A 23358-nucleotide genomic window follows, 5' to 3' on the forward strand; every position below is an offset into this window, starting at 1 on the left:
GCTATATCTCGCCGGTCAAGACGCTGATCACCTGGTTTCCGGACCGGCCGGGCATGGCAACCGGCATGGCGATCATGGGCTTCGGCGGCGGCGCCTTCATCGCCTCGCCGCTGTCGGTTTATCTGATGAAGCTGTTTTCGACGCCTGAGCACATCGGCGTCGCCGAAACCTTCCTGGTGCTGGGCATCGTCTATTTCGTCTTCATGCTGATCGGCGCCGTTATCGTCAGGGTGCCGCCGGAGGGCTGGAGGCCTGCCGGATGGACGCCGCCGGCGGCACAGAATGCGATGGTGACGACGTCCAATGTCCATCTCGACGATGCGTTGAAGACGCCGCAGTTCTGGCTGCTGTGGGGCGTGCTGTGCCTTAATGTGACGGCAGGGATCGGCGTGCTCGGCCAGGCCTCGGCGATGAGCCAGGAGATGTTTCCGGGACGCATCACGCCTGCCGCTGCCGCCGGCTTCGTCGGCCTGCTGTCGATCTTCAACATGCTCGGCCGCTTCTTCTGGGCCTCGACCAGCGATTATATCGGCCGCAAGACAACTTATGCCATCTTCTTCGCGCTGGGTGTCGTCCTCTATGCGGCGGTGCCGTGGACCGGCCAGACCGGCAGCGTTTTCCTGTTCGTGCTGTTCTACGGGATCATCCTCAGCATGTATGGCGGCGGCTTCGCCACCATTCCCGCTTACCTGCGCGACGTCTTCGGCGTGCGTTACGTCGGCGCCATCCACGGCCGATTGCTGACCGCGTGGTCGGTGGCGGGCGTGCTTGGCCCGGTGCTGGTGAATTATATCCGGCAGTACCAGATCGACAGCGGCGTTGCGAAGGCCGACGCCTACACGGTCACCATGTACATCATGGCCGGCCTGCTGGTTGTCGGCCTCCTGCTCAACCTGATGATGCGGCCCGTCAATGCGCGCTTCCACATGAAGACCGAACCAGCGGTGGCTTAGAGTCAGTTCCATCCCGATAGAATCGGGATGGGCTCTATCTTATTGTTTGAGCATGATCTTTTCCGAAAACCGGAGTCCACTTTTCGGGATCAGCTCTGAGGAGACCGACCATGGCGCAAGACAACGAGAATTCGATCAAACTCACGCTGGCCTGGCTGCTGGTCGGCATCCCGTTGGTCTGGGGGTTCTGGATGACGCTGGTGAGTGCGACAGCCCTGTTCCAGTAGTCCTCATCTTCGTGCGCGGATCTGCCTGGTCTGTCAGGCGCTGATCTGCCTGACGTAATAGCGCACCGCTTTCTTGCCGCCATGGATAACGGCGTCGCCGGCCTCGACGAAGCCGAGCGCAGCGTGAAAGGCATCCGAGGCGGGGTTCGGCGGGGCGGTGTTGACTTCGCAGGTGACCAGCGTGTGGCCGGCGCGCTCAACATGGCCGAACAGGTCCTGATAGAGCCGGCGGGCGTGGCCGCGGCCGCGTGCGTGCGCCGCCACGACGACCCGGTCGACATAGACGAAGCGCTCATAGCGCTCGCGGAACCACAGGAAATTCGGGCTGTCGTAGCGGGCATCCTGGTCGAAGGTCATGATGAAGGCTTCGAGATCGCCGATGCGCCTGGTGTAAAATGCTTCGCCAAGCAGGAAGGACAGCCGCTCAGCCTCCAGCCACGACAGTTCGGCGGCATGCTCGTTGTTGAGCGCCAGGATCGCCGCTTCGTCTTGGGCCGATACACGGGCTATCGGGGCAGGGCTCGAGGTCATGCCTTGGCTGCCGCGATCGTTGCCGCCACCAGCGCTGTGTCGGTCAGCGTGTTGCGGTACTCGCGATCGAGATCGGAACCACCCATGCCGACATGGGGATTGCGGTAGTCCATGGCACTCGGCACATCCTTGAGGGCGGCAAAATGCATTTCGGACAGGCCGGTTCTGCTGCGCACTTCGGCAATGTTGTGCAAATCCAGTCCGCCGCAGCCGAGGATGACGATGCGGTCGCCGGCCTGCCGCACCAGATCCGCCAACAGCGGCAAGCCTTCGATGGCAGTGTCACGCTGGCCGCTGGTCAGCACGCGGCCGACCTTGCTGCGGATCAGCGATTCGAGCGCCTCGGCCGGCTCGCGCGTCATGTCGAAGGCGCGATGGCAGGTGACGTTCAAGGGGCCGGCGGCCTGCGTCAGTTCGCTCATGCGCGCCTCGTCCATGGTGCCATCGGCGTTCAGGCAGCCAAACACCACGCCGGGCACGCCGAGTTCGCGCAGTGCCGAGACATCTGCCAGCATCGAGGCATATTCCGTCGCACTGTAGAGAAAATCGCCGCCGCGCGGCCGCACCATGACGTGAAACGGCACGTTTGCCTGCTCGATGGCGGCGCGGATCGTGCCGAGGCTTGGCGTGATGCCGCCTTCGACGAGGCTGGCGCACAGTTCGATCCGGTCGGCGCCGGCGGCTTGCGCCGCGAGAAGGCCGTCAATGCCTTCGACACAGATTTCGATCAGCGGCAGGCGGAGAGCTTTGGTCAAGGGGCGATCCATTCCATGATTTCCCGGCCAGCCCTACCACCGCGCCGGTTGCTGCGAAAGCGCGAACAGACTTTCGCGCCGGGCACGGACTTCGCGGTTATTGGCGCAATTCCGTGTTCTTGGCGCCTTGCTCGACCTGATCGATCACCAGAAGCTTCACCTCGATATCACCGATATTGGTGGCCTGATGCCACTGGCCGATCATTTCGATGATGAAATCGCCGGCCTTGTAGGTGTTGCTGTCGCCGGTCTCGACATTGGTGACCTTCAGCGTGCCGGCCTGGACATAGGCATAGCGCGGGAAAGGGTGCCTGTGGACCGGCAAGGTCGCGCCCGGCGCGATGTCGTAGGTCGAGACCAGCACCTGCACGTTCTTCTGCGGCAGCGTGATCGGTTGGCCGGACGCGGTCGTCGTGCGCGACGCAAGAGGGGTCACGACGACAGGCGTGCCGCTGCTGTCCAGCGCGTGGGCCGGGTTCGCGGAAAAGGCTGCCGCGAGCAGCAGTCCTGACATCAAAATTTTTCGCATGATTCGCATCCACCCCTGGCGTCAACATCGCGCAGTGGCCACCAGCACGCAAGGCAGCGCCTTGGGCACCTGCCTGCCGGCCAAAAATATTTTTGTCGCCCTCTTGAAGGAAAAAAACACGATTACCAGATCGTTTTCCGTCGAGGCTTCGGCTCGACATACTGGCGTCGCAGCGACGCTGCGACAGCCTCGTAATCCATGTTGCTTCACGGAGGATATGGCTATGAGAAGCTCTGATTATACCCCTCTTTACCGCACAACGGTCGGCTTCGACCGTCTCTTCGATATGCTCGAAAAAAGCGTACGCTCCGACTGGCCTCCCTACAATATCGAGAAGACCGGCGAGAACGACTATCGCATTACGATGGCTATCGCCGGCTTCGCTCTCGATGAGGTCGAACTCATGCAGAACGGCCCCGAATTGTCTGTCGTCGGCCAAAGGAAACCCGACCAGGAAAATCGGGAGGTCCTTCATCGCGGCTTGGCGACGGGCAACTTCAAGCAGGTGTTCAAACTTGCCGACCACGTAAAGGTCAAGGCGGCCAACCTCGAGAATGGCTTGCTGTCAGTGGACCTGGTCCGCGAAGTGCCCGAGGAACTCAAGCCTCGGCGCATTGAGATAGGGTCCGAAGCCAAAGCGGTTTCGCTCGAGCAACCCGGCAAGAAGCAGTTGATCGACTCGGATGCGGAGCCTCAACGCGAGGTCGCCTGATTCCCTGGACCTAAATCTACGGTCCGCCTCCCGGTTCGGCCGGGAGGCACAGATCGCGGAGAATGGAGATGAGAACCGGAACTTACAGTTTTCACCAACCTGAACCGAAAAATCTTGCCGCGGAATCCGCCGGATTGCGGACGCCAGATGATGTGCTGAACGAGGAGACGATGACGATCGGTGCAAAGCGGGCTTTGCTCGCTTTCTGGGCTTCCGACGTTCATGCGGTTCCTGACAATCCCGCGTTGCGGCAATTGGACAACGGCGCCATCGTGGAAGTCAGCGACATACTTCGCGCACTCCGCCTTCTGGACGAAACCGGGCGGGAACCGCGTGTTTCAAAGGAGTCGGGAACCGTCAGCCTGTCTTTCGACCGGCGCCGCAAGAAGAGCCGGCTCGGTTGGATGCGGCGCCCCTGGCGAGATGACGATGATGATCCGCCGCCAATCCCGGCCTTTGCAACGGTGCCGCCCGGGCGTGGAGGCGGCGGCATGTTGGCCGAGCCGGAGCATGCAATCGCATGATGACCCGAACCAACAACAACCCACGTGCGGAATGGAGGATCACATGAGTTACAGGACGTTCGACCGACCGGTTCTTGTCAAGAATGGCGAGTTCATTCAAGAAATAGGGTGCCTCGACGATGCGTTCGACTTCTTTGACGAGTGGCCAAGGGAGCGGCGGGGTCCGATTTTCGAAACGGCCTTTCGAGCTTGCCAGCGTGCTCACGACGGCCAGGTTCCGCTGACAGTGGCGCGCGATGCCGTCGCCGGCTTCGCAAGATCCGTCAAAATCTTGCAGGACCCGCTTGCCCAATTCCCTTGGATGGACGGCACAAGGTCAGGTCGTGGTGGGGTAATCGCTTAGCCTTGATAAGGGGCGGCGCCATCAGGATGGTCCGGCTGCATGGTCGTCGTTTCCGCATCGCTACAAGGTGAGCTGCCCTGCCAGCTCACCTTTGGCGGGCGGTTGTTGTTCGCGCCGTTAGTACGGTTTTTTGGCGGGCGCGTCCGCGTCGCCATCAGCGGCATGCGACACTATCGCAGATTATGCCACGGCCCTCAGCGGAGGCTCCGCCATTGTCCCTAGGCCGTCGCATTCCGTGCAGGCCCCGTCTTTCCGGGGCAGCCACCCCGATGGGTTCCCTGCGGGCAGCAGTGCCCGTTTGACGCATACCATTTGGAGCAGTCGAAAACCCTGCCGCTGCCATGACAGCGCGGGCATTCCATATTCGATGAAATCATACCAATTCTTGCCCAACCCAAACGCACTCGCCCCATGCCGCAAGTAACAGGAATCATTGCGCTTTCAAGCACATTGCCCTGACTTAAATTGGGGGGATCGACGGATGGCCGGCATCGATGGCGAACTATCATTGCGCCGTAATTGAGTTGCTCGTGAAAATCTTGCTCGTCACAAGCCGGGTTGGGCATTGGTCGGCACCAGCAGGCTGCGCCGCCTTGTCCGGTTCCTTGTCGGCAGTGACAGCGACTGCGTCGCCGGGCTGCGCGTTGGCGGCCTGTGTGGCCGTGGACGCGAAGAGGACCGTCTGAGTGATGAGAGCCGAAACCGCGGCAACCTGAACCAGCACGGCGGCAAGGGCGATCTTCTTGAGCATGCGAGAAAACGCTCTTTGGCGCTCCCGGTTCCCCCATTCAGGTTTTCGGCTTGCTGCGGGAACAAGGGACCGGCAGTGCGGTTAACTCGATTATGCCGAGCAAGATCAAAGAACCACCATCGAAGCCCGAACCGGAGAAGCTACCTGTCCGACGTCGGGACAAAGAAGCCCCGCCAGAGCTTGAACATGTCGACCCGCCACCACGAGATGTGCGAGAGGCACCGGCACCCAACCCGAACGGTGACAAGAGATGAAATCCTGATGAGATCGCCGTGAAGAGATCGCCGTGATCGAAGCGCGCTGCATAGCGGCGCCAGGTCAAGTTGAGGATCAACCTGCGGCTGCCTGCGGTTTTCCAGACATGCCATAGATCAGCCCCTATGGGCGACCTGACCGTCTCAACGCTTTGAAGAATTTGGCTCCCCGGGCCGGACAAGTTCGTTAAATCGAACCGGGAAAAAATAAGCCAGAAAACCCTTTAACTGCAATCGCTTATGCGACTTCTTCCCCAAAGCGTCGACCGCCTTGGTGTATCTCAAGGGGTAGCAGCGGTGTATCTCTCAGTCAAGCGGAATGACGTTCCTTGGTGATTACTGAGATTGCAAATCAACGTCGCTCCTGCAGGGCCACTACGCCGTCAGCTACCCGGAAGTACGTTGTCAGCAGGGGAGAGATGGTCCGGAAGGCGTTCGCTTGTCCAGCAAGGCCCTCGACCACACTCGACATCTGCCGTGTCACGTTGGCGAAACTCCTGTAGACATCCTTCAGGCTCTTTGATTCGGGGATCACTGCAGAGAGGCCACCTGGTCCCCTGAGTTCAGTCAGGTATGCAAATTGCTGCTGCGAGAGTTCCTCATTAGGGAGAAAGGGAAGCACAGCTTCCATTTTGTTGGCTGCGTCTGCAAATAGCTGGGCGGCTTGTTGGAACTGCTCTCTACCAGCCCCAAGACCGGCGGCCCCCTCTCTCTCTCGAAGCCCTTCGATGACCTTCGCAACGCCGTCGAGTGCAGTGGCACTTGCTTCCCGGGACCGTTGTGTCGCTTCGGCGCTGCCGACGAGGACGTTGCCGAACTCTCCGGCGTGCACCCCTGCACAGAGTGCCAGATAGATTAGCACCAGAGCTATGAGCCTATTTTTTGCCACACCATGTCCTTCTCATTTCCTCATAGTCGTCTGTTATTCTCTTCTCCTTAAGAAGCTCGTCCCATGCGGTAGCCACCGGAGCCTTGTCGAGCAAATCGCAAAAATCCTTGCCGAAAGCAGCGCCTATCTTCTGGTTGATTCCGCCAGCGTGAAGTTGCCTGAAGACCGATAGATAGAAATTCAGCATTTGCCAGAGGTCGGTTTTGGCTTCCTCCTTCTTCCCTGCGGGCAATGTGCCCATAATCAGGGGCCGAACATTTCCTCGCGAGATGATTTCACTAATAATCTCCCGGGCATCATGCTGGATGGTGTACGTGTTTGAGGCTTGCAGCGAATGGTTTGCTGAGGACAACTGGTAGATCGTCAGCCAAAATCCGATGACGGCCACTGCGACACCTAGGATCGCCGATCCTGCTTGAATAGCGTCACTGTTGGTCTTGAGCCATTTGCACATTTCCCGCCTCCCAACGGATACCCTACCTCAAGGAGCGTTGAGATGGATAGTCAGGTCCGAGGTAATACATCGCAATACCATTCGGACCCGGGTGCGGACCGAACAAGCAACCACATTCATGAATACACAAGCCCTGAGTGGCTTGGGCTCCCCGCAATGGCGAGCTGACCCCTCCGGTTGCTAGCGTAGATGCCGGGGGCTGTCGGCGAGGAGACGCAAGGCCCCTGGGCGATTGGTTGTGGAGACGCGCGCGGCGCGGCGGGCTTGGGCTCTGAAAATCCCAACCCCGACACACCTCTTGGGGCGATGCATCGGGGGTAGGAAAGGTGCTGCTATGGTTACTCGCTGTAAGCCGAACCGTCTCTGCGGGCCGCTGCTATGGCTTGGGCATGCCCGTGGAAGACGTGCCATTCACCTTTGGCCGCAGCCCTGCGCAGTGCCGGGTAGTCGGCCTCATCGACATGCTCGAAGTACGTCGCCAGTGTCAGCCCATGCTGCCGCAGCACGTTCCTATCGAGGTGCTGAGTAAATGCAGTTTCGACAACAGCCGCTTCCACCTCGTCAATGCCGTAGCCTTCGCCGGTAAGGATTTCTCCGGTCTCGACATAGGCGTCCACGATGAATTGCTGCTGGGCCTCGCTATGGGTGTCCCTGAAGCGATCAAGGCTCTGATCGGCCATGCGCACAAACTCGGCATGTTGCTTCTCTTCCTTCTCGTCGTCGGTCAATTCCTCAGTGTCGTTGGTCTCGTCGGTCTTCCCATCCACGGTAGGCAACGGAGCGGCATCAACCGCCCCGTCACTCTCGGCCTCCGTGGCTACCTGAAAGAATAGCCGTATGGGACCAGAGCCGCGTTCACTGCGGCGACGTAATCGCCCTGGCTGATCTCCCCGCGAGCCGCCATGTCCTTGGCTTGCTGGGGTCCTAACTGGATGCCGCCAACGGTCACCGCAAGCTGATCCACAAGGGCCTGCGGTGCGGAGCCGTTCATGGGCTTTGCTGCCGCAATCTGCGCCTTCTGGCCATCGGTCATGGCCTGCCCGGTATTGACGATCCCCATTCGCTTTGCCTGAAGCTGTTGATTGGCCCGCAAGCCGGCTTCCGTCTGCTGGGCGATACGCTCTTGGAGAGCCGCCTCCTGCCGGTCCTTCTCGGATTGCGCATGATCACGCCGCATCTGAGCCACCCGGTTTTCAAGGGTCTGTCGGTCTCGCGCTTCCTGAGCGCGGATGTCAGTTGAGCCGGTGGTGATGAGGCCGCTGGCCTTGTTGAAATCGTTCATGTCGTTCATTCCTTCAAATCTGGTCGTGGTTGATCGACCCGGCGCGTCAGTGCTCCGGGTGCGGGTTGGGCTTGATGATGCTGGGTGGATCAGCGCCGTGGCGTGAAGCCGTAGGTCATCGTCTGCGCGCCTTCAGGACGCGCGCTAGGTGTGGCTGGGGTGACTGGACGGGAACGGCCGGCGCTGACTCCGGTGGGCCCTCCCCGTGGCGCTGAGCGGGTCGGCCGCAGCGACACCTCGGCGACCCTCCGGGCAACCGCCACGGCTTCCAAATCGGGGTAGCCGTAGACCTCAAAGCACCGCTCGGCAGCCTCTTGGAAACTGCCCGTCCAGTCGATGCCGACTTCTGTCAGCCTCCGGTCAAGCTCTGAGACGCGCTCCCAGTTGTCTGCCTTCAGCCACTCGACCAAGGCAAGGGCTGCCTCACGGTTCGGGTAGGTCGAAACCCAATCCCGCTTGATTTGGTCAGGGCTCAAAGCGGGCATTCCGGTCGTTGCGCCACCTAAGCGGGCCGTGCTTCACGATCAGCGGCAGGTGGTCATGGAAGGTCTCCCCATGCTCGCTACCTGGCGTAGACGCCTCCAGCATATCAATGACGCTGGACTCCCGGTCTCGTGCCGGATGCCGAACCGGCAGCCTGTTGAGCCAGTCCAGCACGCCTTGCTCAACATGTCCGAGAAGGCTCCCTTTCGCCCCGACCATCCGCCTCAGTTCCAAGTTCAGCATTGACCGACTGGTGATGTATGCGCGGTCGATCCATTTGCCGGTCGGCTCCGCTCCCCGCCTCCGGGTTCGTTTTATTTCAGCTGCCTGAATGATCCATTCACGGTCGGTCTCGACAACGCGGATTGCCGGGGTGATCTGGCGGGTTGTCTCAGCCATTGGCTGTCCCCTTCACCAGACGGGCGGCCTCTCGCTTCATCTTCCGCACCTCGGCAACGCGAGCCTTGTTGCGGTGATACCATTCCCGGCTGATCTGCTTAGCGCGCTCTGGGTTCGCTGCTCGCCATTCTCGACCGTGTATTCGCCATGCAATGCGGTCGGCCTCAGTCGACATGATAGGGGTCGGCTCCTGTGGTGATGTTCATTGTGATCCTTTCGGGTAAGTGTTGGTGGTGACATTCGAAGGCCTCCCTTAAAGGGACGCCTCAGGTTGACGTGGAAGGGTGAAGACCTGTGGAGGGAGATCATCAGTCATCCAAGCATCAGGTGGACAGACTTCATGCGTCCTTTGGAGTTCCCTCTGGCTATGGCCTTGGAACAAGGGAAACCCAGAGAATAGACCAAAGCTGTGAGCGAAGCAGTACTGAGGGTGATCAGGTACTCAGGAGACATATTCCATGGTCTTCGGAGCGAAGCGACCAATGACATCCTGATATAAGGGTGTCTCTAGGGTTTCTCTGTTACAGAGGGTTTTCTAGAGGGTGTGTCTTATGTCCCTGAGCAACTCAGGAGAACCTTGGTGTTATCTTCGGATAAACCTATCGACGATAGGAACCCGAAGGGGCTGACCAAGGTAACACCCGAAGTGAAGGTCCCTGAGTGGAAGCCCTATAGTAGGTAGTCAACCATTCATGTCATTGTTAGCGTTGTGAAATCAGGTTTGGCCGACTTCCTAACTTCCGGGTTCGTTTCGGTTTGAACAATCTCCTGATAGCGGCAGCATGCTTCGATACCGCCTGCTTGGAGATGCCCAGCAGTCTGGCAATCTCAGCCTGTGACCATCCGTCCACGATGTAGAAAGCGACCCTCTCGCGGGTGCTTGCCCCGATGCCCTCGGCTGTCCACGGATCGAAGCCGAGAAGATCAGCGACCACGGGAGCCTTACCCGCCTTCAGGTGAGCCCAGACATCGAACGGAGCGCGCCCGCGCTTGGTCACCTCATGGTGCTGTACACGGCCCCGCCAAGCCATCCGCTCGCGTTCAGCTTCCAGAGCCTCGCATGGGCGCGACAGGTGAGACCGAACAGCACGGTCGGTGATCCCCAGCACCTTCGCTGATGCGGGCTGTGAGAAGCCCTCAGCACATAGGACGAGGGTGGCCTTATGGTTGAACTCTGGCGCACGTTCAGTGTCCTTGCGGGTGGCCTCTTGGTAGCGTTGGGTTGTCCACCGGGGGCCTTTCCTTTGAAATGCCTCAACCTCGGCAGTCCAGTGATCCGAGACCTCGGAGAAATCCGCCTCGACGGGACGGAAGACGGTCATGTTGGCTCCTTTCGTGGTGCTTCATACAAAATAATTGACGGGTGATTTCATACAAAATCGGAGGACAGATAGAGGGACACACGCGCCTCACCAAAGCTGCCCCGACAAGCGCCACATCCTGTCTCCCGGAAGAGCCGAACAGGGCAACAGGCGGTCGCAACAGGGGAGAACTGCACGGGGCAGCTTGGGTGAAGAGCGTTGGGTAGTGCTAGTGGAGGGGGTATTCGCCTTCACCGTGCTAGTGGTGGGGGTATGGGGTCTAATCGCCCCGTGGTCCTAGTGGTCACCCTATCGCCTTCATAGTGCTAGTGGTGTCCCTATGGGGCCGCTTTCACAGTGCTAGTGGGGGCCTTATCGCCCTCGTAGTGCTAGTGGTCACCCTATTTGCGCCTTCGTAGGGCTAGTGGGCTGACTGCCACCCTCCTGTGCTAGTGGGTGGGGTAATCGCCTCCCTATTCAGCACTCGCTCCATACTTTATGGAAACGTCAGGCCAACACGGCCAGCACCTTCTGGACCGCTGAAGGTGAACACCCGGCTTCCTTGGCAATCTGCCTCACAGAGCGCCCCTCGGCCTTCAGGGCCTTGATCCGATCATGGTCGAGCGTCACGGGCCTGCCAGTCTTCCACGGCTCGCCTTGGGCTTCTGCCTTGGCCTTCGCCTTGGCGATGCCTTCCATCTGCCGCTCCTTACGAAGCGCCGTCTCAAACTCTGCAATGCTGGCGAGGATGCCGAACACGAGCTTGCCAGTTCGGGTGGTCGTGTCCAGCGAGGCGTCATCTAACACCTTGAAGCCGACACCCTTCTTATCGAGGTCCCTGACGATCTGGTGGAGGTGTGCCGCCGATCTTGCCAGCCGGTCCACCTTGGTCACCACAAACACGTCACCGTCACGGGCAAACTCCAGCGCCTTCTCAAGCTCCGGCCTCGTCTCGTCCAAGCCGGACCTCTTCTCGCTGAAGACCTTCTCGGCCCCGGCAGACGTGAGCTTCTCAAGCTGGGTGTCGAGGTCTTGTCCGGTCGAGCTAACACGGGCGTATCCGATGATCATGTGCACTTTCCTCTAAGAGTGTTGGTGAACATCACTTAGTGGACGATAAGTGTACATGTCAAGCGGCATGTTCACAAAGGTATAGGTTTGTGGACGGAAAAGAATGGGTCGCCGCCGTAACGCGCGGAGCTAGGGGCCGATCAAGGGTGCCGAAAGGGTTTCTTTAGGGTGAGACCTAGGCGCACATGGTAGCGGCGCGCAGTGTCATCCCTCACGATCATGCGAGCTTCGGCAAGAGCGGCGCGCGCTCGAACCATGTTAACACGGGTCTCAACGAGGGTGTGGCGAAGCGCGCCGGATAAGACGATTTGGAAGCATGGGTCAGCGATCATCGGGCACCCTACACCCTTGTGTCCGACAAATACACCGATTGCCGGACAAGTGGCGAAACATAGCGCACCCTTCCGGCTACCTGTCGGCGCCCTTTGGCGCACCCTTGGCACCCTCCCAATGCATCGAAGGGATATCATATCCTTTGGCAAGCCTTGGATTGCATGGTGTTGCGCGTTGCATGTGGGGAATTGTGTGGGAGAACGCCCGCGATCACGCGCGCATCACGTCCCACGCGGGCGCGGATCAATGACGGCCGGGAGGCAACCCCACGGGGGGACGGCGCGCGTGCCAGTTGTCCGATCACCCGCTCACATTTTACTATCAAATATTCCGACCTCCTAATGGAACCAATTGTCTGACAATACGTTGAGCGCCGTTAAACGGAGCTTTTGTCACACAATAATTTAGGGGTTTAGGGGACAGCTTCATGGCCAAGCGCGACAAAGCCGGTCACAAGACCGTGGCCGACCACCTTCGTGAATCGATACGCAACGGGGACAATCGTCGAGACATACAGAAGGCCTTCGGCCTGACGGTTGACCCTGAGCTACCCCCAACACTAGCCTCGCTTCTTGATGCAATCGATCAAGCCCAAAAGGCTGCCACCCAAGAGGTCCCAGATGGCCCAGCAGCGGTACGACCTCAAGAAGGAACCGAATGGGACCTGGACGGTGTTCGACGTGTTCACCGGGCAGCCGGCTGAGCCTGATGGTCATCCAGCCACAGGTCTCGACATGGAGTATGCCGACGATCTGGTCGACCTTTTGAATGCTGCAGACCTGAAACGTAGGGTCGACCGAGGTGACTTCTGATGGCTCTCCATTGGTTCAACCCTCCGGTCTACGTGAGGTCCGATAGGGTCGGCATCACGGCAGGCATCAGTCACGTTGAGGGGGCGGCCGAGGAACTCATGAAGTGGCCCAGGAAGGGGCCGAAGTGGAACAAGGCGGTGCAGGCCTGCATCGACGCGTTCGAGGACCGGGCGTCACCAGAGGACGTTCGGCAAGCATTCGAGGAAGCTGCCGAGGAAGAAGGGATGTTGCGTCGTCAGTGACGCCAGACCTTGACCGCTGAAATCACCAAGATGGCAGCCAGCAGGGGCAGCAGCACACCGCTCGGCACAAATCCAAGCATCTGCCCGCCCAGGAACGTCCCGACAACCGAGCCGCAGGCCATGACCAATACGAACGCGATGTTGCGTCGGATGACTGAGAAGCTCTGGTCGCGGCTGTAGCGAGCGAACCCGACAATCATGGTCGGCAAGCTCACGGCAAGCGAGAGACTGCCGGCGAGCTTAATGTCGGCCCCGAACAACAGTATCAGCGTTGGGATCAGCAGTTCGCCACCAGCGACCCCGAGCAGCGCCGCAACGATGCCTATGATGAACCCAGCGAAGACCCCTGCGATCAACTGTGCTGGACCGCTGAGCAAGGCACTGTTGGCATGAGCGTTATGGCCGAACAACAGCACCCCTGCGATGAGGAAGAGTATGATCGAGATGGTCTTGTAGAGGGTCTCAGCTCGAAGGCGGGTCGCCCATCCGGCCCCGAGCCAGGCACCTATTAGGCTTCCAGCCAGGAGGTTCGCTATGATCGGCCAATGTGAAGCGATCTCCCCGAACGGGACTGTCTGAGCCCTGAACGGCAACGCGGTTGCCACCACGATCAGGCTCATGGCCTTGTTCAGGATCACGGCCTCCAGCGCACCAAAGTTGAACAGGCCGATCAGCAGCGGCAATCTGAACTCAGCGCCGCCGAGACCTACGAGACCGCCAAGCGCCCCGATAACCATTCCGCCTCCGAACGCGAGCGGCTTGCTGGGTGACGCCTGGGCGATTGGCAGCGGCTCATCGGTCATTGCGTTGTACTCCGTGGGAAACAACGCTGTAGGCCATCTTGGCTTGGACTACTAGGTACCTGATCCCCCTAAGCCACACCTGGGAGAACGTCAGGGGGGGCCTAGAGGGGAGCCTTGACGGAAGGCGATTAGGTCGTCGGTGTTCCAGATAGGCCTCTCCGAGGTGCAACTTTCCGCCCGGTGCGTACGCCTATTCACACCCAACCGCCTGCGCAGTATTGTAAGGCAGGCGTGAGGTATCGGATTGGAGACCGAGGACGACCTGAAGTCCCGTGTCGAGGCTGTGCTTACTCGCGGCCGTCTTACCCTATGGCAGCGGCAATTCCTGCTCGACATGCACGTCCGGCTGGCGAAGTACGGCCCACGCACACGGCTAAGCCCAAAGCAGTTTGCGAAGCTCTATGAGATAATAGGCTCCGCGCCATCGAGCAACTTCGAGCGGAGCCAAACAGCCCCATACCGTCCCACTTCGTCGCCGCATTGGGAGCCACGGCGACCAGGCAGCCGGGTCGCTAGGGAGGTGAGATACTTGGCGGCGCGGTTCACCAGAGCCTTCGGTTTCGCGCTGGCGCTGATCGTCGGTTCGCTGATCTACTCATACGTCGAGAAGGGCGAGCACATCTCTTGGCCCACCATGCCGTCCTTCGCGAGATCAGGCACGGGAGACCGGGCGCCGCTCGCAAGCTCGCAGTTCACTATCACCGACGGCGACACCATTCGCCTCAACGGTTCCGACAAGGGGACCCGGCTGGTGGGCTTCAATGCGCCTGAGAGCATCCAGCCGAGGTGCGACGCTGAGGCAGACCTTGGTCAGCGAGCAAAGGCGCGCCTCAAAGAGTTGGTGGCTGCGGCGAAGCTGGAGCTGAAGATGGTTCCATGTTCCTGCCCGGCAGGCACTGAGGGCACCGGCAAGTGCAACTACGGGCGAAGTTGCGGCTCTCTCTTTGCCGATGGCCAGGATGTGGGCGACATATTGGTGTCAGAGGGGCTGGCTGTACCGTTCGTCTGTGGCTCTACAAGCTGTCCGCCGACGCCACGCCCTTGGTGTGGGTAGGCTGCGCTTAAAACCCCCACACTGCCAACGCCTTCTCGGCACCCGCCGATCTTCCTTGATCCTGAGAACGGCCTGTCACCGGGCAGCCTGCTGATGCATGGAGGTGGCCGGCTGAACACCTCGACCACCCGTACGCTGAGGATTTGGCAGCGATCATGAGCAGTGATGCGGCTCTATCAATGAAAGGACGATGAGCTCACGAAGCTCAGGGCACATAGCCCATGAGTTTGGCAAGCGCGATAGCGGTAGTTCCGATGGCAACTGCTGCTGTCGAAATTCCCGATATCTTCTTCGCCCCGTCCTCGACTTTGCCAAGGACGTCGACCGCTTTCTTCAATTTATCGGGTGTGGGCTCTATTTGGGCCGCCTTCACGTGTTCAAGCGCATGCTCCTTAAGCTCGGGGGCAACGCCGGAGTCGTGTATGGCTTTGATCGCCTTGGAAAGCTCGGCCTGGATCAGCTCTATCGTTTGCGGCTGGTAATTAACATTGATCTCCCCCGTGTTCGTCGCATCGCCACCCATTGAAACAGCTCCGGCATTAATGCCGCCAGATATATTCGTGGTATTGTTGGTCACGTTAATGCTCCTGAATAAGTCGTCGGAACCGTCGAATGATATACGCATGAGCTTGCTGTAGAGTTCGGTCTTGGCGGCGTGTCCTTCGATCCTCCGACGCAGGAGAGAGTTTTGCGCCTCTCTTTCGTAGAAGTCGAGCACAGTACATTCATATGTTGGCGACCGATCCGCATGGCGCACCATGTGGTCCATGAGTGTATGAGCAATCTCACTGTCCGCCTCGGTCATGAACCAATCGTGCGCCAAAGCCTCGAGCCCGTCGTAATAGGTATCCTTTAGCCCGATAGCCAAAGCGAGGCGGACCTCAGCCTCATCGTCGCCGGCGCCGTTGGCAATGTAATCCTGGTGATCGGCAGCGTTAGCGTGCATGGCGATCGCGCGATACATCCAGCCACGTACATTTGGTGGCCTGCTCTCCACCGAACTGAGCGGGATACCCAGATCGTCAATAGATAGGTTGTCGTTCTCGGCCACGGCCCAAACGGTATACTGGACGACAATATCGTCGTCGTAAGCGCCGAGCGCTTTGACGATTTCGGAATTACTGTGCCGTGGATGAAAGAGATTGTGAGGGGCTCTGTTCAAGCCGACAACGATTAAGCCAAGTTTGAGGACGTCCGCCGACGCCTTCTCAATGTCGACCGGAATGCCCGTCAGGTCCAGTTTTGTATGTTCCACATGCTGCAGGGCCGCAAGGACTCGCATTTGCGGGTCGAAGAGATCGAGATCGTCTATCGCTTTGGTCGCGTCTCGCTTCATCCTGTAAATCGCGGCGATGGCTGCCGCTGCAGTCTGCGGGTCGGAACTAAATTCCTTGAAAACTCCCATCACACATTCGAGGCTGACAGCCGCCGTTCCGCATCTCGCCAATGCATTCAAGGCCCAACGCCTCAGCTTTTCGTCCGATTTTCGGGTGTAAAGAATGCCGACGATTGATTGCTGAACGCCAAGAAGTTCGCTTTGGACGATCCGATAGCCAAGTCTGTATATTCGGCAAATATATTGTAGTGCACGCTTCGTTCGCGCAGAGTCTGACGTTTCCAGCTGCGACTTCACATACGCAACGCTTGGCCCCGATAAGATGAGCGACGATGATGCCAAGTTTTCAGCCGGCTGACAGGTTTCGATCCGTTGTCAGTAACACGTATCGTGACCATGGGTCGAAATCATCGACGTTATTCACAGGAGTGCGCAAGTCGAGCCAAGTCAGGTCGTTCAACGCCAGTCGCCGCCGTTCAGGATGAAACCAGTGTGGGCATTCGAACGAAATAATCGCGAGCAGTTCATTCTGCCCCTCACCATGCGAAACCCACATAAAATACCTTAGGTGAGCAGCAAGCCGGTTGACACTGGCCGGCGTTCTAATCTCGGGAACATCGAGGTCAACTTTTGCTGCTTGGACACCCGAGTCCACAATTCCGAAGTCGTCATTGAACAATGTCCGTTGCTCAAGATGAACGAGAGTCGAAAATCCAACTGAACGTCTCGCCATGAATGCATCACGGTCATCGCGGTAGCGGCCGAGCCTGTAGCTCAGGACCTCGCGGTCGCGGCGCACCGACACAAAAGACCAAAGAAAGACGCTGCTGGGTCGCTTTGCCTTTGGATTGTCGTAACGGTAGCGGTTCGAGCGTAGCAGGCCGAATACTATTTCCGGTTCAATTGGTCTGCCGACTTCCGCGATCAGGGCAAGGTCGCTAACGTCAACTGCGAGAGCAGGCCCGCGCAATAGTTCGCGCATGCGGCGTCGAGTAGCGATCGGTTGCCTGTGGTCCTCGGGAATGGTGTCGTCAGTGAGGAACTCCCTAAGGAAAAAGCGCCCTGGCTTTGTCCTAAAGAAAAGGCTGTTGTCGCGATGAGAGATGATGTCTTCGCTCAACCTAGCTCCGAGCGTCTTATGCTGCGTCCGTCCGTGCAAGTGGGTTGGCACGTAGCCGAGGCGATAGGCAGCAGCCAACATCGCGCGGGGACTCAAGGGTCTCCGTTCGATCCGAAGGATAGACTCAGCGATCGCTAGGTAAGCATCCAAATGTCGCGTCCACGTTGATGATTTTCAAGGATTGGAACGTTAGTCCTCCAGCTCCTTGCATACAAGGCGACGGTCCGCGTACCTTTACGAAAGCCGACGATATTCTCCGCTTCACCTCAGGCCGCGCCTCGCCGCTGCCATTACCGTCCCGTTCCTGAGGGCGGCCTAAGGCAGGAGCGGAGGGGTATGGGATAGCGAACCACCGGGTCGAACCGCCGGGATCGAAGTCTATGGACGGCTCAAAGTTCCCCAACATGTCCCGCAAAGCCGGCTCGGATGGCCTCTTGCGACGTGGCGATATTGTAGAGGTTGCACATAGTTTCTAATACCCGTGCCAGATCATTGAGGCGTCAATCAGTTCTTTGACCATAAATCGAACCTTTCACAGTTGGCGCTTGAAATGGCGCTTCAACTGGATCTTACTTGTGACGGGCAGGGTAGGGTAGCCAGTTATGCGTTCAGTTTTGAGAGTTTTAGCTGTTGCGTCAATTATCGCGGCCGCAACATGGTCGGCCAAGGCTCTGGAATACAAGCCGGTATCGTCGTCGGGCGAACTTCCGTTTCTCATCGTCTCCGGTGAATTTGGGGTCAACGAACCTCTGAATGAGTTTAGCCGCGCTGTCACAAGCAGTGGGGCTAGAGTGGTCGTATTCGACTCGCAGGGGGGTAGTATCGGAAGTGCAATGCAACTTGGACGTATGATCCGGGCAGCCGGCCTTGACACGCTTCAAGTCCGGCAGTTGCAGTGCGCGTCGGCTTGCTCCTTGGCTTTCATGGGTGGCGTTCGCCGTGTTGCCGATCCGGGCTCTATTGGTGTTCACCGCTCATCCTTCGCCCCAGAGAGCGGGATGTCTACCGACGAGGCTGTGGCGAACGTTCAAGCCGTAACTGCCGATATCATGTCCTACATGTCCGAGATGGGCGTGGACCCCAAGTTGATGGCCGTAGCATTGAGTTACGACAGGTCTGATATGCGATATCTCTCCGCCAGTGAGATGGCTGAACTGCGCGTAACCAACATTTCCACCACGCCGCCGTCCGTTGACACGTCGCGTGTGTCGCCAATGCCCACTCCGGCCCCGGCTGAAGCCAGCGCAGACGAGCGGCAGCTAGAGAGCGCGGCGGTAGCATTTATCAAGGGGCTCATCGAGCACCATGGCGACAACGCAGATTTGGCGATCGCTCAGGTTCAAAATTCGTATGCTGGCATCGTCGATTATTACGGAAAGCCAACGGACCTAAGCTCGATCATCGCCGACAAGAGAAGCTATTTCCAACGATGGCCGGAACGGGGATACAATCTCCACGACGAGAGCGTCATAGTCACCTGTGCCAATGAGCGATGCATGGTGTCGGGCACTTACGACTGGGTCGTCCGCAGCCTGCCAAGGCACAAGCAGGCAAAAGGTGTGGCGCGGTTCAGCTACACGATTGCGATTGGGCAGATCCCCAAGATCATCGCTGAGACCAGCAAAGTTATGCGCTAGCGCAGTACAACGTCCGCGAGGGGAAGCGACGACTATCTTAGCCAACCGCAGCGAAGGCCTTCTCCGTCGCCTCAGTTGCAACCCTAAGCCGCCCCTCTTCGCCACCGTAGTTGTCCCCAGCGCCGCCCCCTGAGTGGCCCATGATCGACCGCTTGAGCTTCTCGGGGACCCAAGCGATCACCAGCAAGTCCTCCATTCGGTGGCGCAACGAGTGAGCGGCCCCAGGCAGAACCGGACTGGATCAGAGCGAGTTAGCCTTCTCAAGCGCCCGTCTGGCCATCTCAAGTCTTGCCTCGTCGCCACCGTAGTCCTCCCCAACGCTGCCTGAGGAATGGCCCAGAACAATGTCTTGGTCCGACTTCGTGACGCCGGCCAAGCGTAGGCGATCCTTCATGAGGTGGCGAAGCGAGTGGGTGGTAGCCTTCGGGTCCGTTACACAAGCCCGAACGTGCTTTCCCAAAGCAGCAGACGCTGAGGACGCACCCTTGGGCCTGCCGTAGGTTGGGAACAGCATCGCCGCGTTGCCCGCCGCAGCTTTGGCTTCTGTTGCAGCGTCCAATGCGTCCCCGATCAAGGGCACGTTACGGCGCGACACTGCATTCTTAATGCGGCGGTCGTCATGCCACTCGACCGTGATGTGCGGGATGGCATGTTCGAGATGCACGTCTGCGACCCGCAGACCCGAGACCTCGGCGAGGCGACATCCAGTCCCTTTAAGAATGCGCCAGATGTGCTGGAGGTCGGTCTTGGCGTGTGACACAAGGCGGCCCGAGATGGCGGCAGCCTCATCAAGGGTGAAGGGCCGGCGTTTGTCTTTATCAGGCTCTGCCTTGTCCTTGGGCGCGGCCTCCAAGTTCATGAAGGGATTGGTGACCCCGGTGAGGTCAAATTCTCTGATGGCGTGGTTGATCATCGCACGGACCACATTCAAGTAGCGGTCCACGGACGACGCTTTGCGGCCATCGAGCATGTGGTCCCTGACCTCTTTGGCGTCTTCCCGCTTGAGGTTGCTTAGTGTCCTGTCCTTGCCAAGCGCCGCGCTGACGAGCTTGAACACTCGCTCAAGCTCCATCTTCTTTGTTTCGTCGGTGCCAACCTTCTCTTTGAGGTACAGCCTCCTGGCATCTTCCAAGGTCGGGGCATGGCGCTGTTGATTTTGACCAAGGACAAGGGCGTGGATCAGGGCGCGGTCCGCCGACTCTATGCCAACGGGATTGCCTCGGTCGTCCACTGGATATTTCTCAGCAATCTGCTCCGCGATCAGCTCCCGAGCTAGCGCCTCGGGGTCATCCTCGTCCTCTGGACCGGTCCATTCGGGGTCGAGACTGAGCGCGCGAAGGCGTGTGCGGTTCAGCCTATGGTGCTCAAAGTCGGTCAAGGTGGGGGTGCCAACCAAGCTGCCTAGGGTTTGCGCATCGTGCGGCCGCGACCAAAGGCGCAACTGCTGCTCTGCCTGGGCATGCACCTTGGGGTAGGCCTTCAGTGCTTGATGTTCGGTCGCCCCGAGCGGGACCAGGATTTCCAACTTGCCCGCAGCGGCCTGGAGCTTCTTCGGAATTTTCCGCCGATAACGCCAGCCGGCGACGCCTCGTTTCTGTATGTGCTTCACGTCAATCTTCATAGCTCAGTGTACCCCGCAGTGTATCGCGCGGTGTATCTCTGGGGAAGCGGAAACCCTTGTAGTCCTTGGGTTTCAAGACTTTTCTGGATTAAGTGGCTCCCCGGGCCGGAGCCATGTCAAATATAATATTAGATAAAATCAGTAATTTAACGGGTTTCTGTATCGCAATTTGTATAGCAATATGGTTAGCAAAGTTCGGTCTCTCTCAGGGTTAGATTTTGAATCCAGTTGCAAACTCTATGGGCCTGTTTGAGCCCGTTGGCCTTCCGGATTGGAGGTGGCCCCAGATGCCTGCCTACAATGGCTTCACTCATGAGGAGCGAGTTCGCGGCTGGCAATTGATACACCACTTCACCGACAAGGGCTTGCTGCAAAAGCCCCAGCGTTGCTCGATCTCGGGCTCCACAGAGAGCCTTCAAACCCACTGCGAGAACTACTATTCTCCATGGTCGCCATATCCGATTAGCCGGCCAATTCACACGGCCTTGCATCGCCGGTTCCGGCAACCTGATCCTTGGAACCGGATCGTAGATAGATACGCCGTAACTGGAGAGGAGTGGTTTTGTGCCCTCGCCACGCAGCCATTTGACTTGGCCGCGATGCTACGTGCCCAGCAGGGGGCTCATATCGTCGACGTTTTCCGAAGAGCGCCTTTCCCTCCGAACAATATTGCCGGTGTCCAGCGCAGCTAACACGGCCGGCCACGACCCTATCGCGAAGCGTGGGGTTGGTATGCAAATAGTTTGTGCCTACTAAGATTCACAAGGGTCTAAGAAATTCATCTCATGCACGTTGCTCGCTCGCTGTCAGCGTCAATCCGGCTGTCTTGGAGATCGCGCACCAGCGCAAAGATCTTGGCGGTATCCATGAGTTCAACGAGATTGACGCGGCGCTCGCCGCTTTCGATGTCTGCAAAGAATGGCTGATCGCTGCCGAGGACTTAGGCGACTTTTTTGCCCTTGCTAGCGCCGCTGCAATCATTCTGTGGCATTCGGAGTGAACCGACTCCAGTGATCAACCCGGCGCTTGTCTGAATCAATCCATCCTGTTCATATGGCCCGCGATTCTCGGGTGGGCACCCAATGACCAACTATACACACTATCACAGCAAATATTTCGCCAACCGTATCATGCTGGAGGGCCGATCCGACGAAGCCTTCGCCAAGTCTCTTTCCACCGCTCGCGTCGACATGAAGCCGCATCAGGTCGAAGCCGCACGCTTCGCGCTGCATTCTCCGCTGTCAAAAGGGGTGATCCTTGCCGATGAGGTCGGGCTTGGCAAAACGATCGAAGCCTGTTTGGTCATCGCGCAGAAATGGGCCGAGCGCCGCCGCAGCATCCTACTCATCGTCCCCGCATCGCTGCGCACCCAGTGGCAGCAGGAGCTTCAGGAAAAGTTCTCGCTCCCGAGCGTCATCCTGGACTCGAAGACCTACAAGGAAACGGTCAAAGCTGGACACCACCATCCTTTTGAAAATCCCGCTGCGATCGTAATCACGTCGTATCAGTACGCCGCTAGCAAATCAGATGACGTTCACCGGGTCGGTTGGGATGTGGTTATCATCGATGAGGCTCACAGGCTCCGCAACGTTTACAAGAAAGGTGGTTCGGCGCAGGCGAAGAAGCTGCGGGATGCTCTTGCGTCGCGGCTGAAGGTCTTGTTGACGGCCACGCCGTTGCAAAACTCCTTGATGGAACTATTCGGGCTAGTTTCCGTCATCGACGACAATTTCTTTGGCGACGAGCATGCGTTCCGGACGATGTACGGCCGAGCGGCCGACCGGATCGCCTTGCAGAGCCTACGGCGACGATTGGCTCCGCTCTACAAGCGGCACTTGCGCCGCGACGTGCAGGCGGCAGGACATGTAAACTATACCAACCGACTCGCGGTCACATTCGATTTCGAACCGCATGACACCGAAGCGCGGCTGTACGAGGGTGTTTCCGCTTACCTCCAGAATCCGGAATCCATCGCGTTCGGCTCCAAGCCGAACCAACTCGTTTTGATCGGCGCGCGCAAGACGCTCGGTTCGTCCGTCGCTGCCATCACCATGTTTCTGGAAAATGTCATTGGCAGGCTTCGGAAGAACCAAGTGGCCGATGAGAGCGTCGTTGAAGACATCGACGACACGGCGGAGGTCGGCGAGGAAATCGCGGACGACGCTATGTTGGCTGCGGAGAATGGTCCGGGCGAAAACGACGACGAGGGCGACGCATCGTCCGATGCCATCGATCCGAAGAAACTGGCCGCCGAGATAGCAGAGCTTGACGGCTACCTTGCCCTTGCTCGTTCCATCGGCTCTAACTCGAAAGGCGACAAGCTTCTTAGCCAGCTTCCGGGCGTGCTCGACGAAGTGGTCGCGCGTGGCGGCAAGCGAAAAGCTGTCATCTTCACCGAGTCCGTCCGTACACAGCGCTACCTTGCTGAAATCCTGTCGCAGAGCGGGTATGACGGGCAGATCGTGCTGATGAATGGTAGCAACAGCGACAAGGAGAGCCAGAAGGTTTACGCGGCCTGGAAGAAGGAGAAGGAAGGCACGGACGCTGTCTCCGGTTCGAAAAGCGCGGACATGAAGTCGGCCATCGTGAGCGCCTTCAAGTCGGACGACAAGTCGATTCTCATCGCGACGGAATCCGGCGCGGAAGGCATCAACCTGCAATTCTGTTCCCTGATCATCAACTTCGACCTGCCTTGGAATCCCCAGCGCATAGAGCAGCGCATTGGCCGTTGTCATCGTTACGGCCAGAAGATCGACGTAACAGTCGTGAACATGCTGAACCTGAAAAACCAGGCGGAAAAACGGATTCACGATCTTCTAAAATTCAAGTTCAACCTGTTCGACGGCCTGTTCGGGGCGAGCGATCAGGTTCTCGGCTCTATCGAATCTGGCATCGATTTCGAAAGGAAGGTCTTGGCCGTAGTCCAAAGTTGCCGGACAGAA

General features: G+C 58.7%; 25 protein-coding genes. 10 read left to right on the forward strand and 15 right to left on the reverse strand.

Annotated features, from left to right (window positions below):
• Positions 1-953, forward strand: a 953-nt coding sequence (locus EN879_RS02445) for an OFA family MFS transporter (RefSeq protein ID WP_127273936.1), incomplete at its 5' end; no start/stop codon positions are given.
• Positions 954-1213: 260 nt separating this feature from the next.
• Here the strand turns inward: EN879_RS02445 and EN879_RS02455 are convergent.
• The 3 genes from EN879_RS02455 to EN879_RS02465 all read right to left on the reverse strand — a co-directional run bounded on the left by EN879_RS02455 (position 1214) and on the right by EN879_RS02465 (position 2995).
• Positions 1214-1711, reverse strand: coding sequence for a GNAT family N-acetyltransferase (locus EN879_RS02455; RefSeq protein ID WP_063168154.1), 498 nt, complete (start codon positions 1709-1711; stop codon positions 1214-1216).
• Entirely contained in the window at positions 1708-2478 is a 771-nt protein-coding gene (locus tag EN879_RS02460) for a copper homeostasis protein CutC (RefSeq protein ID WP_063168153.1), read from the reverse strand. Before EN879_RS02460 ends, EN879_RS02455 begins: the two co-directional genes overlap by 4 nt.
• Before the next feature lie 85 nt (positions 2479-2563).
• On the reverse strand, positions 2564-2995 hold the full coding sequence (locus EN879_RS02465) for a cupin domain-containing protein (protein ID WP_024503833.1): 432 nt from the start codon (positions 2993-2995) through the stop codon (positions 2564-2566).
• 223 nt (positions 2996-3218) lie between these two features.
• On the opposite strand from EN879_RS02465, the gene EN879_RS02470 reads away from it, so the two are divergent.
• From EN879_RS02470 to EN879_RS02480, 3 genes are all read left to right on the forward strand, one after another.
• On the forward strand, positions 3219-3707 hold the full coding sequence (locus EN879_RS02470; RefSeq protein WP_013531273.1) for an Hsp20 family protein: 489 nt from the start codon (positions 3219-3221) through the stop codon (positions 3705-3707).
• 68 nt (positions 3708-3775) lie between these two features.
• On the forward strand, positions 3776-4231 hold the full coding sequence (locus tag EN879_RS02475; RefSeq protein ID WP_063168152.1) for a hypothetical protein: 456 nt from the start codon (positions 3776-3778) through the stop codon (positions 4229-4231).
• Positions 4232-4274: 43 nt separating this feature from the next.
• Positions 4275-4574, forward strand: a complete 300-nt coding sequence (locus tag EN879_RS02480) for a DUF982 domain-containing protein (protein ID WP_063168151.1) — start codon at positions 4275-4277, stop codon at positions 4572-4574.
• 505 nt (positions 4575-5079) lie between these two features.
• On the opposite strand, the gene EN879_RS02485 is transcribed toward EN879_RS02480, so the two are convergent.
• From EN879_RS02485 to EN879_RS02520, 8 genes are all read right to left on the reverse strand, one after another.
• Positions 5080-5325, reverse strand: coding sequence for a hypothetical protein (locus tag EN879_RS02485; RefSeq protein ID WP_063168150.1), 246 nt, complete (start codon positions 5323-5325; stop codon positions 5080-5082).
• A gap of 606 nt (positions 5326-5931) precedes the next feature.
• Positions 5932-6468, reverse strand: a complete 537-nt coding sequence (locus tag EN879_RS02490; RefSeq protein ID WP_063168149.1) for a hypothetical protein — start codon at positions 6466-6468, stop codon at positions 5932-5934.
• On the reverse strand, positions 6455-6922 hold the full coding sequence (locus EN879_RS02495; RefSeq protein ID WP_063168148.1) for a hypothetical protein: 468 nt from the start codon (positions 6920-6922) through the stop codon (positions 6455-6457). The genes EN879_RS02490 and EN879_RS02495 overlap by 14 nt, the downstream gene beginning before the upstream one ends.
• A gap of 338 nt (positions 6923-7260) precedes the next feature.
• Positions 7261-7650, reverse strand: coding sequence for a hypothetical protein (locus EN879_RS02500; protein WP_127224118.1), 390 nt, complete (start codon positions 7648-7650; stop codon positions 7261-7263).
• Positions 7651-7739: 89 nt separating this feature from the next.
• The gene (locus EN879_RS02505; protein WP_127224117.1) at positions 7740-8204 is read right to left on the reverse strand and encodes a hypothetical protein; all 465 of its coding nucleotides are present in this window, start codon (positions 8202-8204) and stop codon (positions 7740-7742) included.
• A gap of 465 nt (positions 8205-8669) precedes the next feature.
• Complete coding sequence (locus tag EN879_RS02510) at positions 8670-9086, reverse strand: hypothetical protein (RefSeq protein WP_063168144.1); 417 nt, start codon at positions 9084-9086, stop codon at positions 8670-8672.
• Between the two features lie 701 nt (positions 9087-9787).
• Complete coding sequence (locus EN879_RS02515; protein ID WP_063168143.1) at positions 9788-10408, reverse strand: sigma factor-like helix-turn-helix DNA-binding protein; 621 nt, start codon at positions 10406-10408, stop codon at positions 9788-9790.
• A gap of 486 nt (positions 10409-10894) precedes the next feature.
• Entirely contained in the window at positions 10895-11458 is a 564-nt protein-coding gene (locus tag EN879_RS02520; RefSeq protein ID WP_063168142.1) for a recombinase family protein, read from the reverse strand.
• Between the two features lie 953 nt (positions 11459-12411).
• Here EN879_RS02520 and EN879_RS02525 point away from each other — a divergent pair.
• Complete coding sequence (locus tag EN879_RS02525; protein WP_063170253.1) at positions 12412-12603, forward strand: hypothetical protein; 192 nt, start codon at positions 12412-12414, stop codon at positions 12601-12603.
• On the forward strand, positions 12603-12845 hold the full coding sequence (locus tag EN879_RS02530; RefSeq protein WP_063168141.1) for a DUF982 domain-containing protein: 243 nt from the start codon (positions 12603-12605) through the stop codon (positions 12843-12845). The genes EN879_RS02525 and EN879_RS02530 overlap by 1 nt, the downstream gene beginning before the upstream one ends.
• Here EN879_RS02530 and EN879_RS02535 read toward each other — a convergent pair.
• On the reverse strand, positions 12839-13648 hold the full coding sequence (locus EN879_RS02535) for a sulfite exporter TauE/SafE family protein (protein WP_063168140.1): 810 nt from the start codon (positions 13646-13648) through the stop codon (positions 12839-12841). The genes EN879_RS02530 and EN879_RS02535 overlap by 7 nt on opposite strands.
• Positions 13649-13892: 244 nt before the next feature.
• Between EN879_RS02535 and EN879_RS02540 the strand changes: the two genes are divergently transcribed.
• Positions 13893-14702, forward strand: coding sequence for a thermonuclease family protein (locus tag EN879_RS02540; protein ID WP_181172675.1), 810 nt, complete (start codon positions 13893-13895; stop codon positions 14700-14702).
• A gap of 205 nt (positions 14703-14907) precedes the next feature.
• Here EN879_RS02540 and EN879_RS02545 read toward each other — a convergent pair whose 3' ends face one another.
• The gene (locus EN879_RS02545) at positions 14908-16335 is read right to left on the reverse strand and encodes a hypothetical protein (protein ID WP_127224116.1); all 1428 of its coding nucleotides are present in this window, start codon (positions 16333-16335) and stop codon (positions 14908-14910) included.
• A gap of 49 nt (positions 16336-16384) precedes the next feature.
• Complete coding sequence (locus EN879_RS02550) at positions 16385-17158, reverse strand: hypothetical protein (protein WP_342030137.1); 774 nt, start codon at positions 17156-17158, stop codon at positions 16385-16387.
• 998 nt (positions 17159-18156) lie between these two features.
• Here EN879_RS02550 and EN879_RS02555 point away from each other — a divergent pair.
• A complete protein-coding gene (locus EN879_RS02555; protein ID WP_127273937.1) occupies positions 18157-18795 on the forward strand; it encodes a hypothetical protein in 639 nt (212 codons plus the stop codon).
• Positions 18796-19036: 241 nt separating this feature from the next.
• On the opposite strand, the gene EN879_RS02560 is transcribed toward EN879_RS02555, so the two are convergent.
• Entirely contained in the window at positions 19037-20416 is a 1380-nt protein-coding gene (locus EN879_RS02560) for a tyrosine-type recombinase/integrase (protein WP_063168136.1), read from the reverse strand.
• 826 nt (positions 20417-21242) lie between these two features.
• Here EN879_RS02560 and EN879_RS38810 point away from each other — a divergent pair.
• Together EN879_RS38810 and EN879_RS02565 are read left to right on the forward strand one after the other, a co-directional pair.
• Positions 21243-21416 carry a hypothetical protein gene (locus EN879_RS38810; protein WP_158515786.1) on the forward strand — a complete coding sequence of 58 codons (174 nt, stop codon included), beginning with the start codon at positions 21243-21245 and terminating at the stop codon, positions 21414-21416.
• A gap of 82 nt (positions 21417-21498) precedes the next feature.
• The coding region (locus EN879_RS02565) for an SNF2-related protein (protein WP_164774300.1) at positions 21499-23358 on the forward strand (1860 nt) is incomplete at its 3' end.

This window comes from Mesorhizobium sp. M7A.F.Ca.AU.002.02.1.1 (assembly GCF_003998535.1).
Taxonomy (GTDB): domain Bacteria; phylum Pseudomonadota; class Alphaproteobacteria; order Rhizobiales; family Rhizobiaceae; genus Mesorhizobium; species Mesorhizobium ciceri.

Excerpts from the sequence above, each read along its gene's own strand:
- EN879_RS02515 (WP_063168143.1), bottom strand. The coding sequence starts at position 10,408 with ATGACCGTCTTCCGTCCCGTCGAGGCGGATTTCTCCGAGGTCTCGGAT.
- EN879_RS02460 (WP_063168153.1), bottom strand. The coding sequence starts at position 2,478 with ATGGATCGCCCCTTGACCAAAGCTCTCCGCCTGCCGCTGATCGAAATC.
- EN879_RS02560 (WP_063168136.1), bottom strand. The coding sequence starts at position 20,416 with ATGAAGATTGACGTGAAGCACATACAGAAACGAGGCGTCGCCGGCTGG.
- EN879_RS02465 (WP_024503833.1), bottom strand. The coding sequence starts at position 2,995 with ATGCGAAAAATTTTGATGTCAGGACTGCTGCTCGCGGCAGCCTTTTCC.
- EN879_RS02495 (WP_063168148.1), bottom strand. The coding sequence starts at position 6,922 with ATGTGCAAATGGCTCAAGACCAACAGTGACGCTATTCAAGCAGGATCG.
- EN879_RS02470 (WP_013531273.1), top strand. The coding sequence starts at position 3,219 with ATGAGAAGCTCTGATTATACCCCTCTTTACCGCACAACGGTCGGCTTC.
- EN879_RS02520 (WP_063168142.1), bottom strand. The coding sequence starts at position 11,458 with ATGATCATCGGATACGCCCGTGTTAGCTCGACCGGACAAGACCTCGAC.
- EN879_RS02485 (WP_063168150.1), bottom strand. The coding sequence starts at position 5,325 with ATGCTCAAGAAGATCGCCCTTGCCGCCGTGCTGGTTCAGGTTGCCGCG.
- EN879_RS02480 (WP_063168151.1), top strand. The coding sequence starts at position 4,275 with ATGAGTTACAGGACGTTCGACCGACCGGTTCTTGTCAAGAATGGCGAG.
- EN879_RS02505 (WP_127224117.1), bottom strand. The coding sequence starts at position 8,204 with ATGAACGATTTCAACAAGGCCAGCGGCCTCATCACCACCGGCTCAACT.
- EN879_RS02455 (WP_063168154.1), bottom strand. The coding sequence starts at position 1,711 with ATGACCTCGAGCCCTGCCCCGATAGCCCGTGTATCGGCCCAAGACGAA.
- EN879_RS02525 (WP_063170253.1), top strand. The coding sequence starts at position 12,412 with ATGGCCCAGCAGCGGTACGACCTCAAGAAGGAACCGAATGGGACCTGG.
- EN879_RS02555 (WP_127273937.1), top strand. The coding sequence starts at position 18,157 with ATGTCTACCGACGAGGCTGTGGCGAACGTTCAAGCCGTAACTGCCGAT.
- EN879_RS02510 (WP_063168144.1), bottom strand. The coding sequence starts at position 9,086 with ATGGCTGAGACAACCCGCCAGATCACCCCGGCAATCCGCGTTGTCGAG.
- EN879_RS02535 (WP_063168140.1), bottom strand. The coding sequence starts at position 13,648 with ATGACCGATGAGCCGCTGCCAATCGCCCAGGCGTCACCCAGCAAGCCG.
- EN879_RS02530 (WP_063168141.1), top strand. The coding sequence starts at position 12,603 with ATGGCTCTCCATTGGTTCAACCCTCCGGTCTACGTGAGGTCCGATAGG.
- EN879_RS02475 (WP_063168152.1), top strand. The coding sequence starts at position 3,776 with ATGAGAACCGGAACTTACAGTTTTCACCAACCTGAACCGAAAAATCTT.